Here is an 18,298-nt window from a genome sequence, read left to right as displayed (position 1 = left end):
TTCCCCAGGCTTTTCTTTCCTACGAGCAATCAAGTGATTGCACTTAATCGCCACTTTCTACGATTCCCTCCATTCCTTTGTTTTGATTGGACTTAGGTAAGAAAGAGATAAATACTGCGCCCAACAATGCAACGGCAATCAGAATGGAAAATCCGAGGGCATAACTTTGCGTTTCCTCGTTATATAGCCAGCCCAAAACCACGGGAAATACAGACTCGGCCACTCCATCTGCCACTAAAATGATCCCCATGGTCCTGCCAAGTGCCTTTAACCCAAAAAGATCGCCTGCCATCAACGGGATAATCATGTAATCTCCTCCCAATCCAATACCGAATATTACTGCGAAAATATAAATTCGTCCAGTAAACTCTGGCATAAGCAATAAGGGTATGGCCAAAGCTACGATCAGATAGATCATCAACATCACGTATTTTCGATTAATGATATCTGCTAACCACCCCATCAATACCCGACCCATCAGACTGGAGAGCAGGACAAAAGACATCACATTGGCTGCCTCTGCTTGGGAGTAGTTGAGATCGCTAAGATATAACTTGATGTGCTGACCAATGCCGCCTACCACGCCGATAGAGCACATACTACCGAATGCCAATAGGTAAAAGTTTCTGTTTCGCAGGATTTCCCTAATAGGTACACCTTTTACTTGCGCCTTTTGTTCTACACGTTTGGAGGGTGAATCTTTGATAAAATAAGAAATGGGAAAAATGATCAAAAATGCCAAGATACCCAAGGAAGCCAAAGCCACGTGCCAATCAAAGACGCTCTCCAATTTAGCGGCAATCAGCGGTACTACCGCTCCTCCTGCGCCAATGCCCAAGTAAGCAATTCCCATCGCCTTCCCTCGATTCTTATCGAACCACCGGGAAATCAAAACCTGACAGGGAAGCGGACCACCAAATACGTACCCCAGCGCATTGAAGATGTAGAAGATGTAAAACATTTCCAGCGAGCTGGAAAATGCGAGCCCTACAAACGCCGTAGCTAGCATAAACGCACCCGTCATCATCAGTCTGCGCGGGCCGTATTTGTCAATCATCCAGCCTGCAAGAAACCCAAAAAGTGGGGCAACAATCAGCTTTCCAACGGCATTTCCCGAAGTAACGGTAGCTCGGGACCAGCCCCTCTCTTCCATGATAAAATCAAAAAAGAATGGAAGCCCATAATAGCCGAAACCAACGATGGCAAAAAGGGCTAAGAAGGCAGTAACGATGATATAGGTTTTCGAACTTTGCGGTGCCGCATGTTCAATTTCTGAGGCTTGTGCGTTTGAATTCATTCTTTTGGGTTGAGTGGGATAATTTTAGAAAAAGTAATAATATGGTTTTTCAACTAATTATCCTTGGTTAGTCACTTCATTTATTTTAAATGGCTCACCTTTCTTGGTAGGGAACTGGATTTTTAAGAAAAAAACCTACCTAATGGAGCCGGTAGGTTTTTGGGAGCATTACAAGCGAGGTATACTAAGTCCCCCGTCAACCATCACTACCTGTCCGGTGGAATAAGGAAAATTGCCCACGGCCAACGAAGCCACCGCCAATCCCACATCCTCAGGCATGCCCCAACGGGCTTGTACACACAGTCCACCGGCAAGCAGCTTATCGTATTTTTCCTTTACCCCGGAGGTCATGTCAGTAGCTATGATTCCTGGCCTCACCTCGTACACAGGAATGTTAAACTCTCCCAAACGCACAGCAAACAGTTGAGTAGCCATGCTCATGCCCGCCTTTGCAATGCAATACTCTCCGCGGTTTACCGATGCGATCGTTGCAGAAATAGAAGACACATTGATCAGGCATCCCCTGAAATCGGAGTCTTCAGCTTGCTGCGCGATCATCCAGTTGGCTGCTAGCTGCGAAAGAAAGTAAGCTGAATTCAAATTGGTTTTCAAAACGTACTCAAAACTCTCTTCGGTTGCTTCCAGTATATCCTTTCGTTCCTTGGGTGCAACTCCGGCGTTGTTGACCAACACATGCAAACGCCCAAAATGCGATCTTATTTTTTCGATAATCGCATTTCGCTGTGCTTGATCACTCACATCACCTTGACAGTACAATACCTCTGCGCCCAATCTTCGCAATTCATCAAGCGAATCGGCGGTGTCCCGCTCCGCACGCATCCCATTGATGGCTAGGTCAAAACCTTCCTTTGCCAGACATTTGGCTATCCCGAGGCCAATGCCCCGGGATCCGCCAGTTACCAATGCTACTCTTTTCATACTATAACTCCGGTATGTCTACCCAACATCGCTTCTCCCAGCTTTCAATACCTTTCTCTGCCAGTTGGATGCCTTTTGCCCCTTCTTTCATATTCCACGGAAACGGCTCGTCCAACACTACGTGCTTTAGGAACAGCTCCCACTGCACTTTAAAGGCATTGTCAAAAGGCTCTTGCTCAGGTACTTTAGACCATCCACCGTAAAAGTCAATCGGCTGCACGATATCAGGATTCCAAACAGGCTTGGGGGTGTTTCCGTAATGCTGAATATAGCATTCCCGCAAGCCTGCTACCGCAGAACCCTTTGTGCCGTCTACCTGAAGGGTAAGTAGATCGTCCCTTCGAACCCGCACCGTCCAAGAGGAGTTGAAATGTGCCACCACATCCCCTTCCAATTCAAAGGTCGCATAAGCTGCGTCATCTGCGGTACAGGTATAGGGCTTTCCTGCCTCATCGATACGCTCCTTGATATGGGTTGCCCCTAAGCAAGAAACTGCCTTAACCTTTCCGAATATATTGTCCAGCACATAACGCCAATGGCATAACATATCTACGATAATACCACCATCGTCTTCCTTACGGTAATTCCAAGAGGGCCGTTGTGCGGGAACAGTATGCCCTTCAAATACCCAATACCCAAACTCTCCCCTAACAGACAAGATCTCGCCAAAGAAACCATTTTCAATCAGCCGCTTTAACTTGCGTAGACCTGGCAACCACAATTTGTCCTGCACCACGCCATGCTTTACACCCGCCTGTTCACAAAGTTCATAAAGTTCCAACGCCGTTTTGGTATCTACCGAAACGGGCTTTTCGCAGTACACATGCTTTCCAGCCTTTACCGCCTGCTTCACGGCATCCGCTCTCCGGCCAGTGGTCTGTGCATCGAAATAAACCGTGTAATAAGGATCATTCATGACCGAGTCTAAGTCTGTAGTCGTCTTCGCTACTCCCGACATTTTACTCAATTCATCCAATTTCGACTGGTTTCTACCTACCAATACGGGATCCGGCATGATGGTATCTCCATTGGGCAATTTCACCCCACCCTGTTGAATGATGGCTACGATACTTCTCATCAAATGCTGATTGGTGCCCATTCTACCGGTCACACCATTCATGATGATGCCTATTTTATGTTCCATTTTCTATAAAATTTTGAGTTCTATCTATTTTCTTACTTAAAACCTACTAGCAGTTTCGATAACTATCCACTATTTTTTGAAGAAAGGCATCCTGATCGCTGGCCCAATGCCGGTCCGAAAAGATTTCCACTTCGTTAAATCCCTGAAAACCGGCCGCCTCGACCCAGCCTCTTATTTTTTGGATCGGAATACATCCCTCGCCCATCAACCCACGGTCATTTAGCATATCCACCGTTGGGCTCACCCAATCGCAAATATGAAATGCCAGCAGGTTGCCATTTGCCCCACAGCGCTTGATTTCAGCTTCCAAATGCGGATCCCACCACAGGTGGTATACATCGGCGGCAATTCCGACATAATCGGAACCTATTGCCTCCGCCATATCATTGGCCTGCTCCAAGGTATTCACAGCAGATCGGGTATCGGCATACATGGGGTGCAGGGGCTCAATAGCCAACTTCACGTTGTTTTGCATCGCATACGGAAGCACCTGCTCGATTCCCTCTTGGATTTGGGATCTAGAAACCTCCAAAGACTGTCCTAGATCTGCGCCACATACCAAAACGATCATCTCCGCACCCAGTGCCGCTGCCTCATCTACGGCCTTTAGGTTGTCTTCAATGGCTTTCTTTCGTTGCGCAGAAGAAGTAGAGGGGAAGAATCCTCCCCTTACCAACGAGACGATCTCCAACCCATGTCCTCTGAGACGATCACCTGCCTGTGCAATGTTGCGTCCCTCTAGGTATTGCCGCCATACGGATATGCCTTTTACACCGGCCGCTTCGTACCGATCCGCAGCCTCTTCCAAACTCCAAGATTTGGTTGTAATGGTGTGGATACAGAGCTTGCTTAGATCTTCTATAGGCTTTGTACTCATGACAGGCAGTTGAAAAAGGTGTAGTAATTTTCCTCACCAATGATACGGGTCACATATAGCGCCAACTCACGTGCGTGGTAATCTCCCCACATACTGGACTCCTCACAAGCTATCTTCCGTCCGGCAGGTACATTGTCCCAGCCATTCGGTTGATGATAAATGGAATGAAGCAAAATACCCTGATGGGCTGTATTGGTAGAAAGATAGGGCTCCTGCAATAAGGTCTTTAGGACGGTCAGTCCGGCTTGCCAATACTTAGCGCCCTTTTCATTCTCTCCTCTTTTGGTAAGGTAATGCCCCAGTCTAAGCAGTCCCTGCGCACCAATTGCCGCCGCTGAACTGTCCACCGGCTCAAATTCATTGTAGGGGTCGGCTTCGCGTGACAGGTAATCCCCCAATTTGTGAAGGTTTGGCGCTCCGGTATCCCAGTAAGGAATACCGTCCACCGGAGAATGTTCGATGTAGAAATCACAGGTGGCCTGTGCGGCCTTCAACATAAACGCTTCTATTTCTTTACGCGAACCATAAGCCGCTAGATCTGCGTCGGAAAGGGTATCGATGTATTCCAATTCTTCGGCAAATCCGCACATGGCCCAAGCCAAACCTCGGGTCCAAGTTGAAAAGCCCGTGTATCCCTGCTGCGCATTTGGACAACGGAAGTTGCCGTCGTTGGTATTGAAAACGCTTTCGTGTGCGGTTCTACCCCAGAGGTCGTAGCTGTCTCTACCCTCTCCGTAAAAAACGGAATAATCGGCCGTGGCTTTGGCATGCTGCAATCCCCGCACCAAAAGGTTGACCCGTACATCGTTTTCCTGCTGAAGCACATGCCCCAGGCTGTGGCTTAGCATCAGTATACGCACAGTTCGTATGGTATCCACAAAAAGCGAGTGCGGACCGTTAAAGGAATAAATATACCCCCCGTTTTTGATGGTGGTCCAACGGCTTGCCTGTACGGCACCGGATATTTTTAAGGCCAACTCGTAAAAGTTCTTCTCCCACTCGTTGTGCGGGATCTTTCCTTCGATCATCAGACGAAGTAAATTTCCATAAGTACTCGCATTGTTAAATCCGTGGTCGTGTACACCTGTATGGCTAATATGGGGCGCCATCAGCTTTAAGGTCTTTTCCTTTCCGGATTCCAGAAAACGATCTTCACCCGTGGCGTCGAATTGCAGGATAGAGGATCCAAATTGGAAACCCTGCGTCCACTCCGTCCAACCGCGTGTGGTGTACTTGCCATTAACCGTAAATACCGGCGAGCCTTTATCCTGTGGATATTCGCGTTCAATGGCCTCTATCTTTTCACCGGATAGCTGCCAAAACCTGTCCAGTGCGCCTTTGAGGTCTTTGGGTTTAAGATCAAAATCTATTTTTATCATTTTAAATTGGAAGTATGTTTTATATTATAAATCAGTTTCAATAGATCAAAATACCAAATTATCATTCGAAATCAGCAAGAAGTAAATCAAGCACTTTTCGAACTTTCGATAAAGATACCGCTGATTTCGTCCAAAATAAAGGCATTTTATCGCCTAATTCTGGTACTTTTCGTTCTCGCCCTTTCTGAAGTCTGATGGACTAAAGCCCGTTTTCTTTTTAAAAATCCGACTAAAATAAGAGGGATCCTCGTAATTGAGCTGATAAGCCACTTCCTTATTCGTCAAATCTGTGTAGATTAGGTAACGCTTGGCTTGCAAGATAAGGCGCTCAATAATCAGGTCTCCAGCAGTGGAACCGGTGATTCGTTTCACGTGCTTATTTAACAACGCCGGCGACACACCCAACAGATCCGCATAGTGCTGGACTAGGTGATTTTTTCGAAATTGCTGCTCCAATAAGGTGTTGAATTGCTGAACCAAGGTATAATGGGGATCCAGCATTTTTTGCTTTTCCGCAAAAAAATCAATGTAATGCTGCTTACACTTCAGCAGAAAGACCTGCAGATAGCTTCTCAAAATCTCATTTCCATACACCCCTGTGTTCAGCAGTTCCCTTTTCATCAACGCTATCAATTCCAACATCTCTCCAAACCTACCGGGAGTCAAGTTGAGAATGGGTACGCTGTGGGGGTTGTTGAAAAAGGGCAACTGAAATAGCAGATCTTCATGAAAGGTATCGAGAGAATAGAACTCCTTGGAAAACACCATCAGATAGCCATGGTAGTCTTCTTCGCGGGAGATCAAATGAACTTGACCTGGCGATAAAAAATGAATGCTATTTGATTGAATACGGTGCGTATTAAAATCGATTTCATGCCTTCCCGCACCGTTCACAAAGACACATACTTCGTAATACCGATGCCGATGGGGACGGTCCGTCTCATGGGGATAATGCGTATTTGAGATGGTCTTCCCTTGTACCTCATACAATTGAAACTCCTGATTTTCAGGTGTTTCAGGCATTTCATAGATTTTTATGGGCTCCATTGTTTTTTCCGGTTAAACCGCAATCAAGCGGCAATTAATGCTGGATCTAACAAGCAAAAAAACTTCAGAACAGTCGTCTACGCCCCCTAAACGAAAGACCTCGGTGAAGCTCCATAGTGCTTTTTGAACAACTTACTGAAATACTTGGGATCATTAAACCCACATTCAAAACCGACTTCCGATACATTCATTTGCTTTTTATGGAGTAATCGTTCGGCCTTTTGCAGCCTCATCCGGATGATCAAATCAGAGGGAGTGGTATCTAGCACTTCCTTGAATAGACGGTAACACTTCATTTTTGAAATACCCAATTTGGTACTCAGCACGTCCACCCTAAAATTAGGGTCGGCATACTGTTCTTTAATTATACGCATGGCTTGCCGTATCAACCGTTCGTTCGGGGAAAAATGATCGTGAGGGAGTTGCTCATCCGACATCGGGAGAAACGCGTGCTGCCGCTTTTCCGCTAAGTACAGTCTTCTATTACTGATAAGTCCGAACAGCTTCTTATTGATGAATTCCGTGCTGCACGGCAACTCGATAAAGGTGTGCACACCGATGTCTATCAGCTTTTCCTGAAGACCGTATTCCATCAACTCAAAAAGATAAACTACCGGAAGTGCTACCTTGTTTTCCGGATTTTCACCGATCGATTGCATCAAATCAAGAAGTGGCTGACCGATCTTGGCATTGTAAATCACCAGTGCATCCACCGCCGCCTGCTGCATAAGAGGAATTAACTTGACAGGGTTTTCCTCTTCAATCAGGTTAACTTGTGGGTGACTCAGCAATTTCACCACACCATCCGTTTCAAATCTACTCCCCAAGACGACCACGTTAGACCGATCCGAGTCCATGCGGTCTTCCATATCCAGCAATTCCCAATTCAGGCTGCCATGGGGATGCTCTGCCAGGACAAAGGGTATGCAGATAGTCAAGCTCACTCCGTCCTCGCTCTCGAAATCCATTTTTCCGCACAAGTCTGCCAAGATACGCTGCGCACTTCGAATATAAGGGCTTCCATCCATCATCGGTTGAAAATTTGCGGTCAGAATATGGCTATCAGACTTGGTTCGGATGCACACAGACTGATCGCTTACCCACGCTTCAATGGTAATCTGAGACTGTATCTCCATGAACTTCAGCAACTCCCTGAAAATGCAGTGAAAGAAGATTTTCATACGCAAAACATCCAGCCGGACCCACTCCTCCCCTAACTGAAAATCATAGGAAAGGACGATTTGCCTGGTCTTTAGCTGGGCCCTGAGCTCGTGAATAAAGCTCTCAAAGAGACTTGAAAGGACCGTCATCGAAGGCTTGGACTCCTCCAAATGATCCAGTACCGACAGTTTTTCCCAGTCCCGAAGTTCCCGAATCAAAGTGTTTACCTGTCCGGAAATTTCCTGCTGAACGTTATCCTGTCCAAGCTCCTCCAGCTCAATCGCATTTTTGATCTTTGCCAACGGCGGACCGAACTGACTTAATACAAACCTTTTGAATTTTTCTATCTCAAAATCTGGATTTTTCTGCTGATTATGTAGCTCCAGCAGTTGTGCCTTTTGTGCGCTTATTTCCCGGTTTTTCTTGTCCAAAGAGGCATTTATTTCCAGCAACTTTTCCTTTTGGTCTTCAATGGTCTTGGTGCGTTCATCTATGAGATGCTGTAGTTTTTGACGATGCCGGATATTTAGCCGATGCCGCCAGTAGATGAAAAACACAAAGAAAGATCCAACACTAAAGATCAAAAAGGAGGGTGCTTTCCAAAAAGGCATCGGAATAACCATGTGAAGCGCAGCGACCTCTGAATCCGATGGATCGGATTGATTCTTTGCCAGCAGCGTATAGTCGCCAGGCGGCAGGTTTTCGTAGCGGATCTTCAGACTTGGATCCAAGATCTTCCAGTCCTTTTCTAAAGGATCCAACCTGTAAACCACCTGATTGTAGGGATTGGCGGAAAATTGAACCGGCAGCACCGTTGCCTGAATCTGATTTGGATAACGAACCTGATTGAACGACTCGCTGTGAAAGGCCCGTAGTTGAATCTTCGGCAGGTCAAAATTCAAGTCCAAGGCCCTGGGGTCAAAGTAATCTAGTCCCTTCACTCCTGCAAAAAATAAGGTGCCCCGTTCGTTTTTGTAATAGGCTCCTTCGGAAAATTCACCGGACTGCCAGCCTTCCTCAGGCGGCAAACCGGTCACCTGAAAGGTTGTCCGGTCTATCGCGGCAATACCTTTGGTGGTACTGACCCAGACATGGTCTTCCCCTGCCAGCAACCCATATACCAATTGACTGAATAGCCCATCCTTTTCGGTGATCTGACGAACAAATCCAGCACCGGGTCTATATACACTGATGCCCCCCAAGGTACCGATCCATAAATCCCCACTATGCCTCTCCGGCAACAAGGAATACACACTGTTATCCAAAAGACCGTGTTCATAGGATAGAAACTCTAAATCCCCGGCCTGAAATCGAATGACACCGTGATTTTCCGTGGCCAGCCAGAGAGACCCATGGCTCTTGACAATCTTGCGAATGTGGTAGTCACCGAGCTTTTCCTGCCCTTCAAAAGGCACAAAACGTTGCAACTCGTGGCTAAATTTAGACAACCCCCCCCAGCAGGCAACCCAAAGACAGTCCTCATCCCTATCCTCAAAAATATCGTAATTCCTTCCGGTGGTAAGATGTGGCGTATCTCCACCCGGGAAATATTGCATGGTGCCGTCTTCCCGCAAGCGAGCCAGTCCTGCATAGGTTCCTATCCAAACCGAACCATGATTATCCTTCCTGATGCTTCGAATCCGCTTCCAATCCGAATTCCCTTTACCTACTGTCAACTCCAATTCCACAAACTTACGCTGCACCTTGTCAAATAGGAATACGCCCGAATTGTAAAAACCCAACAGCAAATTGCCCTTGTGATCTTGATGGATCGCTCGAATGGTCTCTTGTGGCAACTCGCTGTATCGCTTGGAATGGGGCGAAATGGAGTTGATACTGTGGGAATTTTTGTGGGCCTTACTGAGGCCGCCGTCCTTCAAGGCCAACCAAACATTGCCAAACACATCTTCGTGCAGCCCGTATACCTCGTTGCTGCGAAGACCATAGGGATCCGATGCATCCACCGTATAATTGTGGAAGCTTTCCGGTCCGCTATCCTCTTCGTAGTAGGGCAGAATAAACAAACCTGTGGTAGTCGTCGCAAACCAAATATTTCCTTGCTTATCCCGGAAGTGATCCTTGATATGTAGATCCGGAAAGTGCTTTAAAATCACCTTTTCATACGAAGGGACAGCGGAACCTCCACGCTCGGATGCTGCGCAGGGAAGAAACCGCCCATCCCTGTAGCAATAATGTTGATTTCCGACACGTATGATGGGCTGTTGGCTTTTGCCGGGGCCGAAATCATCAACTTCCCCTTCAAAATAAAAATTCTCAAAGGTTCCAAAGCTCGTTTGCTTGCTGATACTGGTAAGGGACGATTGCACCCAAAGTGTGCCGGAGTCATCAACCAGCAGGTTGTAAATGTAATTTCCTGCTAGCGAGTTCGCATTTTGGGGATCATGCTTAAAAATCTTAAATTCCCGGCCGTCAAAAAAATTCAAACCATCCCAAGTGGCTATCCAAAGCGCACCAGAGGGATCGTTTGCGAGGGCATTGATTGAATTGTTGGATAAGCCGTGCTCGACCGTGTACGTCTTAAACTTCATGTTTTGGCCCATAACGATCAGGGTCATGACACAGTAAAGAGACGTTAAAAACAAAGATTTCATGGTTGGTTTGTATAGGAAATACGATCTCAGACAAAGATACACGTTGGCGGTATCGCTTGTATTACCTTAGTGTTACCTTTTAGTAGCTCGGGTGCTGCTTAGTGGCTCTGGGGAACGATGGAAAAAAGATAGCACATTATTTACAAGGACGAAAACTTTTTCCAAAAAACCTCCTTCAAAAAAATGGGGATTCAACCCTATTTGCCCTTCCAATTTCCTACAAAACCTGAATTTTTTACCGAGGATGGTTGTTATTCTGACATAATGGGCAACTTGGTATGGTACTTGTACTGAATTACGCCGACTGAACGATTGTCCAGTCAGTTTTTAATCGTTATTGTAAACCTAATAAACAAAAGATCTTATGAAATCAGCGAAAATATTGTTCGGAGCACTCGCAGGCGTAGCCGTTGGCATTCAGATCGGACTTTTAATTGCACCTGAAAAAGGGGTAGACACTCGTAAAAAACTATCAAAGAAAGGGGAAGCCTACCTAAGCGATTTTAACAAGCAATTGGACGGTCTGTTAAAGGGCTTTTCTGATAAATTTGAAAAATTCAATAAGGAAATCTCTAAAGTGGCGGAAGAGACAAAATCAAAAAGCAATGAGCTGCTAGCGCAGGCGAAAGATAAAGTGAAGTAATCGCACGTTGCGTTCCCATTTATGGTCAACGGATTAAATCCGTTGACCATTTTTTGTGTATTTAAACCAACAAAAATTATATGATGTCACTTACAAACAAAACAGCCCTTATCACGGGCGGAAATACAGGAATTGGATACGGTATTGCCCTTGCCTTGGCCAAGGAAGGTGTAAACGTGGCGATCAGCAGTCGGTCCCTCAAACGGGCCCAAGAAGCCGCAAGGCAACTCGAGGCGACAGGTGTACAAGGTCAAATAATGCCGCTGGAAATTGACGTTAGAGACGGCAATGCCCAAAAGGCTGCGGTGGCAAACGTGCTGAAGGAATGGGGTAAACTCGATTTCTTCGTAGCCAACGCCGGCATCGGACACTTTGCCCCCATACAGGAACTGACCGAAGATCAATGGCATGAAACCATCGACACCAACCTCACGGGCGTATTTTATGGGATAAAGGCCAGTGTGGATGCACTGAAAGCTACCAAAGGCTTTTTCTTGACCATTTCAAGCCTCGCTGGTACCAACTTTTTTGCCGGCGGATCTGCCTACAACGCCAGTAAGTTTGGCCTGACGGGGTTTTCACAAGCCATCATGCTGGACCTTCGCCAAGACGGCGTGCGGGTAAGCACCATCATGCCTGGCTCTGTGGCGACCGGGTTCAACAACCACGAGGTGAGCGAAAAGGATGCCTGGAAAATCCAAATTGAAGACATCGGCGAAATGGTGGTAGGCCTATTCAAGCTAGATCCACGTACACTTCCCAGCAAAATCGAAGTACGACCAAGTCAGACCCCTGCCAAATAGGCTGGTAAAGCGTATTCTTTCTAATCCCGAATGCCCTAGTCCATCGGTGGTCTAGGGCATTTTTGACCTATGAAAGCCATCAAATGGGAGGACCAGACAGTTTAGCCAAACTGATCCGTTCATAGGGATTACTAGCTCCTTTTTCATACAGACAAAGCACTTCTCCCGTAGGCAAAACCGCCAATGCGGAATAGGCCGCCGGCCCATCATACAAACGAACCCAAGTCTTCCAGGATCTCCCATCGTCCTTACTGATCTTGATTTCCATCTGTTCCCTGTTCGTACTGGCTGGGTTGGAAAAAAGCAAGGCCTGTCCAGATCCATCAGCCTTCGCAGGATACGCTATGATCGCCGCTTGGCACACAGGCTCGATCAAATCAACGGCTTCCACCGCATCTGTCCACGATAGTCCCCCATCATCGCTAAGTGCCTGGGCCCTTCGGTTGCTACCGTAGTAAGATCGCATATTGATGAGCAAAGTTCCTTTGCCATCACTTAATTCGACCAATTGACTTTCATTCATCTTGGGCTGAATCAATCCACCCAGTTGCCAGGTTTTGCCATGATCGTCGCTAAAAATAGCATGGGCCCCGTACTCGAAGCCTCCTCCAGCCATCTTTCCGTCCCCATCACGGTAGCTGTGATTTGCTGGAATAACCAGCCTACCCCTATGGGGACCATGCTGTAGCTGTAATCCCATCCCCGGACCGGTGGCATACCAACCCCAGGAGGGGAGCTTGGTGGCAGCAGTTATATCTGCCGGAGTTGTCCAGGTGAGGCCATCGTCTGCACTTTGCGTAACAAACACCCTGCGGCTGTCTCTCGATTGCATCCGAATAATATCCCGCTCATGGTCATCTCCACGGTTCCAAGTGAGCAGCAGCCAAATAAGCCCGGTTTCCTCATCCACCACAGCCGTGGGGTTTCCACATACGTTATTTCCATCGTCCCAAATCACGGATAATGGCCCCCAGGTTTCTCCGCCATCGGTAGATCGCCGCATCACCAGGTCAATGTCACCAGTATCGGACTGCCCATTCTTTCTTCCCTCTGCAAATGCAATGACAGATCCTCTCTTGGTTACTATCAGCGAAGGAATCCGAAACGTGTGATACCCATGGGTGCCATTTACAAACAGATCCTGTTCCACAACGGCCGGTTTATTGGATCCAAGGCCAATCACTGGTATAATGCCGTTGATCAGAAAAACGACAAGGAGCCAAATAAGTGTTTTCACAAACGTCATCTTGCTATTGTTCATTAATGGAAGAAAGTGGAAATCTAGTAATTTCCAAGAGATTCTCTCTTTTCAAAAAAGCGTTAGCCACCGCCTTCACTTCATCGGCGGTAACCCCCAATATACGGTCTCTGGCACCCAAAATGGTTTCCAACGGCATATCAGCCGAAATAGCTGCCTGCAATTGGCCATGCCAAAAGCCGTTTCGCTTCATATTTTCTTCTAGATTAATCCGCTTGGATTCGCGTACCTTCAATAGATCCTGCTCCTCGGGACCATTTTGCTGAATCTTTCGTATCTCCTCCCAAACCAGGTCTGTGAGCATCTCCACGTTGTCAGGGCTGCAAGGGAAGGAAACTGAAAAACTAAATGACTCCTCCGGAATCCGAGCTAACCCGCCCCTTGCTCCTACTCCATACACACCGCCAGTCTCTTCTCGCAGAGACTCGATTAAGCGAATCGTCAAAATCTCTCCCAGGTAAGAAACCTGCTGCGACTTCTCCAGGTCGTAGTCTGTTGGACCGCTGAAATACAGGATCACCTGACTCTTATCGTCTCTGCCTACCTCTATGCGCTCACTCAATCCCCTAGGAATACGAATCCCCAAATCACGGGGGGTATCCTTGACCAACGGATCGCCAGGAAGGCTCCCCAGATAGCGCGATACCAAAGGAATCACCTGATCCAAATCAAGATTTCCCGTAAAGAGAAACTCAAAATTGCCTGCGTTGGCAAACCGCTCCCGGTATATTTCTATGCCTCGGTTTAGATCAATCCGATCCAGTTGGTCCGGATCAAATAGGCCCATCCCTCGGATATTCCCCTGATTGACAATTTCATTGAGACGCTTATTAAACTGAAAATCGGGATTGGCTTGGGCAGTCTCCAATTGATTACGTTGATTTTCCAGGTAAACGTCAAACAACTCTCGATCCATCCGCGGGGAAGTGAAATATAAATGCATCAACTGAAGCGCCAGTTCCAAATCTCTAGGAGAGGTGCTACCGGAAATAGTTTCCCCATAGGTGGAAATATTTGGCGTGACGGACACGTTCTTTCCTGCCAATACCTTTCGCAAGGCCGTGGGGCTGAGATCCCCGATCCCCATCACATTGACCATTACGCTGGCATAGCTGGCCGCATAGTGGTCTTCATCCGGATAAAGGGACGCCCCTCCTTTCCCCATTCCGGTAAAAATAATTTCGTCGTTCTTATAATCCGTTGGCTTGAAAAATACACGCATCCCATTTTGTAGCGTGATGGCGGTCACTTCTACCTGATCATAGTCTTCCGTATTCAATATGCTACCCGGCTGTGGCATCATCGAAAGAAGTACCTCCGGCACCTCTTCTTCTTGATAGGGTTCCAAGTCCATGTGTTTGACCTGCTCAAATAAACTCCTCAACGCCTCTTCCGAGGGCAAGTCCTCCTTATCGCTATCAGAAGCAGTCACAATTAATACCCGGTTTTGATCACGCAGCAGGCGCTTGGCCATTTGATTCACGTCGTCTACCGTAATAGCCGGCAATAGTTCGCTATACAGTCGATACCTATTTTCCTCTCCTTCTGCAAAGGCTCCCGTCAGGTAATTCGACACGTATCGACCTACAATGCTTCTGGATTCCATCTTATCCATTTCTTGAAAGGCCCTTTCAGAACTGTTGCTCAGGGAACGCTTTACACGTTCCAATTCCGATTCGGTAAAGCCATGCCGCAACACCCGTTCATTTTCCATTAAAAAGGACTCCACCCCCCGCAAGGTATTCCCGCTGGTAACCGCACCTGTCGTGGTAAAAAAATCCAAATCCCGTACGAAGGACCCGTACCTCGCTCCTGCATAGACAAAGGGGGCTTGCGGTCGCTGACGGATTTCATCGAGTCGCTGGGTCAACATGCCGCCCAACATCAATCGGACCATGCGATCTTTATAGTCCTGAACCGTCAGGGACGAGCTGGGGTTGTGCTTGTAGAAAAGTTGCAGTTGAATGCCTGGGGCTTCCTCATCGGTCAGAATCGTAATCAAGGTCTCCTCGTGCTCCGGTACTTCAAATGCCACACGTTCGGGCGCATCTGACCGATTTTCCAAATCTCCAAAATATTCCCTGATCAACCCTAGCACCTCATCGGGCTCCACATCTCCTACTGCTACGACCGCCATGTTGTCAGGCCGGTACCAATCGCGGTAAAACCTCCTCAAGTCCTCGTAGGGAGCATTCCTGATAATATCCATATCGCCTATCGGCAACCGATCGGCATACATACTTCCCTGTAGCAAAACAGGAAGGTACTGGTCCCTTAGCCGTTGATCCACCCCCTGACCGGTACGCCACTCCTCTACGATGATGCTGCGTTCGGCGTCAATATCCGCCTCAGTAAGCAGCAGTCCGCCTGCCCAATCCCGTAATACGGAAAATCCATTGAGCAATTTTTCCCGGTCGTCCGTGGGAATCGGGAGAATATAGACGGTTTCATCAAAACTGGTATAGGCATTTAGGTCTGCCCCAAACGACACCCCTATGGATTGTAGATAACTGATCAGCTCATTTTTCTCAAAATGCTCCGATCCGTTAAATGCCATATGCTCTACAAAATGGGCCAAGCCCTTTTGGCGTTCATCTTCCAGCACCGATCCGGCATTCACCACCAACCTAAGCTCCAATTTTGCTTCTGGTTTGGCATTTTGCTGAATGAAATAGCTTAAGCCATTTTCCAATCTACCCCGCATAACCCGCTGATCTACTGGAACAGTATCCTGGGGGGAAAACTGAGCAAATGCGGCACTAGCCCATAAAACAAGAAAGGAGAAAACAACTAGGACACGCAGTCTTCTTGCTACAAGGGGATGATTTTGCATAGGTATTTAGTGTAATTAGCTACTAAGTTCAAACGTTTTGTACGGGTAAAGTAAACCATTTTCAAACAATACTGGCCACGATTAAGCGCTATTTTTGCCAAATCGCTTTATCTTTCGGATCGATAGTCCATAGCCAAACAAATTCTCGCTGCAAAACAACTTTCAAATGCGAAATTACCTGACGTATCTAATCATCGTGCTCTTTGGGTTTTCCTGCGGGCAAAAGCCAATTGGCCAGCTGCATATCGAGGTTGCCCAGTCCGATCGCTACCAAGTCCCAATTTCCGTTCATCTAGGAGAAGTAGCCGAGCCCGGAGCTGCGGTACATTTGGAAGATCCGAAAAGTGGAGAAATCTTCCCAGCTGAGGTGGATAGCGAAGGTCTTCTTTCTGCTGTGATCCCTCACTTGCCCATTGGAAACCACCAATTTAACCTAAGGCCAGGGAAGGTTGAAGCAAAACAGGTCATTTCCATCCATACAACCAATGAGGGCATAGAGGTAAAAAATGGAGAAAAGCCGGTATTCTTTTATCAAATTGCTATGGCCTACCCACCGGAAGGTTTGCCGGATTATTACAAACGAAATGGCATGATCCATCCGCTTTTCAGTCCCGATGGACAAGTCATTACGGACGGTTTCCCTGCAGGCCATGTCCATCAACACGCCATCTTCAATGCTTGGGTAAACACCCTATATAAAGGCGAAAAAGTTGACTTCTGGAATCAACATCAAGGTACCGGCACGGTGGAACACAAGGAACTAGTCGCTGTGAATGAAGGAGCATTAAAAGGTTCCTTTACCGTAAAACAAAGCCACATAAGCCTCGTGCACGGCGAGGTCTTGGAAGAAACCTGGCAGCTCGTGAGTTATCCAACGGAAGGATTTTTCGTTTTTGACTTATATTCAGAACAAGTGAACACAAGTCAAGACACCCTGCATATTGTAGAATATCACTATGGAGGCATGGGATTCCGAGGAAGCAAGGAATGGAATACCGTGGACTCCCTACATTATACCAACGAATGGAAGGTTCTTACCAGTGAAGGACACAGCAAGGAAACAGCCAATCACACCAAAGCGAAATGGGTAAGTGCCTATGGAGATGTAGTGGGTAAAACGGTCGGCGTAACCGTATTTGGCTATCCGGATAATTTCAGATACCCTCAAATAGTCAGAGTGCATCCGACGATGCCCTATTGGGTTTACTCCCCGATGTTTGAGGGAGCATTTCACATTGCCCCAGGACAACGATTCAAAGGTAAATTCAGGTTTTACGTTCATCAAGGTGCTCCCGATGATAAAATCTTACAAAGTATCCAAGCGGATTTAACCCACCCAGTCAACATTAAAGTAACTCCTTAGTTAAAAACTGTTAACTTATTGATTTCCAGTATCTCATGTTTGGTCAATGAGCGGTCGAAAACGGCAAGGCCGCCAATCTTTCCTTTGAAAAAATTTCCCATTCCGCGGCTCAATACCACAGCGCCTACGGTAAAGTCAGATCCATTGTCCCCCATGCCATCCGGAAAGTGATAGGGATTTTTGGACTGAACAATTCCCTCCGGCAATCCTTCAAATCCGGAGGTATTGCGTATCAATTCAGGTTCACGCGCTTCGAATACACCATCCAAATACGAACGTATATACGTGCCGTCATAGGTAAACACAATGAAATGCCAAGCACCCTTTTCCAACGTCTGCTTACTGGCCGAGTAGTCAGAACTGTACGGAAAAGGAGGCGTGGGTTTACCCGTGTAGGAAATATGTCCACAGACTTGATCGGCACCGTTGTAATGCGGCAAATGCACAAATAAACCGTATTGGCGCCGACCTCCATCCGTGTATTCGTTCCACATGCCACCGACAAAGCCGGTATTTCCCTCCCAATTGACCCAGGCCATTACGGTAACCCCCTGCCCTTTCCCATGAATATTCAACCGACCCGTTTCGGCATGTGGCAGGCTGAAAAACGCAGAATCGTGCAGGTAGGCAGCATAGCCGGAAATAGGCCCTTCCTTTACCCGTTCTATCGGCCTTCCCATTTCTCTCAGGGAAAAGGGCGCCACCCCTTGGGCAATTCGTGGATTACCTGCCGCTTCGGAAAAATCCCACAAAGCGATCAGGCCCTCCGTTTGAAGGAGATGATTTCGCAGCCGGTTGGAAGGTGACGCACAGCCAAGGAACAGACTAAACACTACCAAAAAAGCTATACGTGCAATCGATTTGGTCCTTTTCATATACGGCTCCTTTTAGTTAGTAACTTATGGTTTTTCGTGACGATGGATAGCCCTGACCCGGCTTCTT

Annotated in this window: 13 protein-coding genes; 3 read left to right on the top strand and 10 right to left on the bottom strand. The window is 47.2% G+C overall.

What is annotated here, in order from left to right:
• Positions 1–43: 43 nt before the first annotated feature.
• The 7 genes from IAQ59_RS19250 to IAQ59_RS19220 form a co-directional block, all read right to left on the bottom strand.
• Positions 44–1,297 carry an MFS transporter gene (locus tag IAQ59_RS19250; protein ID WP_209332484.1) on the bottom strand — a complete coding sequence of 418 codons (1,254 nt, stop codon included), beginning with the start codon at positions 1,295–1,297 and terminating at the stop codon, positions 44–46.
• Between the two features lie 168 nt (positions 1,298–1,465).
• The gene (locus tag IAQ59_RS19245; RefSeq protein WP_209332483.1) at positions 1,466–2,236 is read right to left on the bottom strand and encodes a 3-ketoacyl-ACP reductase; all 771 of its coding nucleotides are present in this window, start codon (positions 2,234–2,236) and stop codon (positions 1,466–1,468) included.
• 1 nt (position 2,237) lies between these two features.
• Positions 2,238–3,380, bottom strand: a complete 1,143-nt coding sequence (locus IAQ59_RS19240) for a Gfo/Idh/MocA family protein (RefSeq protein WP_209332482.1) — start codon at positions 3,378–3,380, stop codon at positions 2,238–2,240.
• Positions 3,381–3,426: 46 nt separating this feature from the next.
• Positions 3,427–4,257 (bottom strand): sugar phosphate isomerase/epimerase family protein, encoded by an 831-nt coding sequence (locus tag IAQ59_RS19235; protein WP_209332481.1) that lies wholly within the window; start codon positions 4,255–4,257, stop codon positions 3,427–3,429.
• A complete protein-coding gene (locus IAQ59_RS19230; RefSeq protein ID WP_209332480.1) occupies positions 4,254–5,636 on the bottom strand; it encodes a glycoside hydrolase family 88 protein in 1,383 nt (460 codons plus the stop codon). The genes IAQ59_RS19235 and IAQ59_RS19230 overlap by 4 nt, the downstream gene beginning before the upstream one ends.
• Before the next feature lie 153 nt (positions 5,637–5,789).
• Positions 5,790–6,683 (bottom strand): helix-turn-helix domain-containing protein, encoded by an 894-nt coding sequence (locus IAQ59_RS19225; RefSeq protein WP_209332479.1) that lies wholly within the window; start codon positions 6,681–6,683, stop codon positions 5,790–5,792.
• Between the two features lie 86 nt (positions 6,684–6,769).
• Positions 6,770–10,393: a two-component regulator propeller domain-containing protein gene (locus IAQ59_RS19220; RefSeq protein WP_209332478.1), complete on the bottom strand. Its 3,624-nt coding sequence runs from the start codon at positions 10,391–10,393 to the stop codon at positions 6,770–6,772.
• Positions 10,394–10,820: 427 nt separating this feature from the next.
• Between IAQ59_RS19220 and IAQ59_RS19215 the strand changes: the two genes are divergently transcribed.
• On the top strand, positions 10,821–11,099 hold the full coding sequence (locus tag IAQ59_RS19215) for a YtxH domain-containing protein (RefSeq protein WP_209332477.1): 279 nt from the start codon (positions 10,821–10,823) through the stop codon (positions 11,097–11,099).
• 83 nt (positions 11,100–11,182) lie between these two features.
• Positions 11,183–11,902: an SDR family oxidoreductase gene (locus IAQ59_RS19210; protein ID WP_209332513.1), complete on the top strand. Its 720-nt coding sequence runs from the start codon at positions 11,183–11,185 to the stop codon at positions 11,900–11,902.
• 79 nt (positions 11,903–11,981) lie between these two features.
• Here the strand turns inward: IAQ59_RS19210 and IAQ59_RS19205 are convergent, their stop codons facing one another.
• Both IAQ59_RS19205 and IAQ59_RS19200 read right to left on the bottom strand, forming a co-directional pair.
• Complete coding sequence (locus IAQ59_RS19205; RefSeq protein ID WP_245189714.1) at positions 11,982–13,163, bottom strand: sialidase family protein; 1,182 nt, start codon at positions 13,161–13,163, stop codon at positions 11,982–11,984.
• Positions 13,153–15,993 carry a M16 family metallopeptidase gene (locus IAQ59_RS19200; RefSeq protein ID WP_209332476.1) on the bottom strand — a complete coding sequence of 947 codons (2,841 nt, stop codon included), beginning with the start codon at positions 15,991–15,993 and terminating at the stop codon, positions 13,153–13,155. Before IAQ59_RS19200 ends, IAQ59_RS19205 begins: the two co-directional genes overlap by 11 nt.
• 166 nt (positions 15,994–16,159) lie before the next feature.
• Between IAQ59_RS19200 and IAQ59_RS19195 the strand changes: the two genes are divergently transcribed.
• Positions 16,160–17,356 (top strand): DUF6807 domain-containing protein, encoded by a 1,197-nt coding sequence (locus tag IAQ59_RS19195; RefSeq protein WP_209332475.1) that lies wholly within the window; start codon positions 16,160–16,162, stop codon positions 17,354–17,356.
• Here the strand turns inward: IAQ59_RS19195 and IAQ59_RS19190 are convergent.
• Complete coding sequence (locus IAQ59_RS19190) at positions 17,353–18,231, bottom strand: LamG domain-containing protein (protein ID WP_209332474.1); 879 nt, start codon at positions 18,229–18,231, stop codon at positions 17,353–17,355. The two genes, IAQ59_RS19195 and IAQ59_RS19190, sit on opposite strands and share 4 nt — an antisense overlap.
• Between the last annotated feature and the right edge of the window lie 67 nt (positions 18,232–18,298).

This window comes from Lunatimonas salinarum (assembly GCF_017811155.1).
Taxonomy (GTDB): domain Bacteria; phylum Bacteroidota; class Bacteroidia; order Cytophagales; family Cyclobacteriaceae; genus Lunatimonas; species Lunatimonas salinarum.
This window is presented reverse-complemented; position numbering and strand designations above follow the sequence as displayed.